The 225-nt window shown below is 49.8% G+C and carries 1 protein-coding gene; it reads left to right on the forward strand.

Annotated features, from left to right (window positions below; translation table 11 throughout):
• Positions 1-225: FAD-dependent oxidoreductase (locus V6252_RS13155; RefSeq protein ID WP_341610743.1), on the forward strand; the 225-nt coding region annotated here is incomplete at both ends.

Raw genomic sequence — 225 nt, forward strand, 5'->3', positions numbered from 1 at the left:
TTGGTGCAGGCGTCTCAGGGTTGCTCACAGCTTGGTCGCTTGCGAATCGCGGTATTACTGTCACCTTATTAGATAAATCAGCGCCCTTAGCAGGCGCAGCAGGCAATCCTAGAGCATTACTTGCGCCCAAAATGACGCCGATTCTCCATGTCGATGAGCATCTGCATCCCATCGGTTATTTTTATAGTGGCAGGCTATATAGCGACCTTAATCAAACAGCCGTAC

It is taken from the genome of Psychrobacter proteolyticus (assembly GCF_038155145.1).
Lineage (GTDB): Bacteria > Pseudomonadota > Gammaproteobacteria > Pseudomonadales > Moraxellaceae > Psychrobacter > Psychrobacter proteolyticus_B.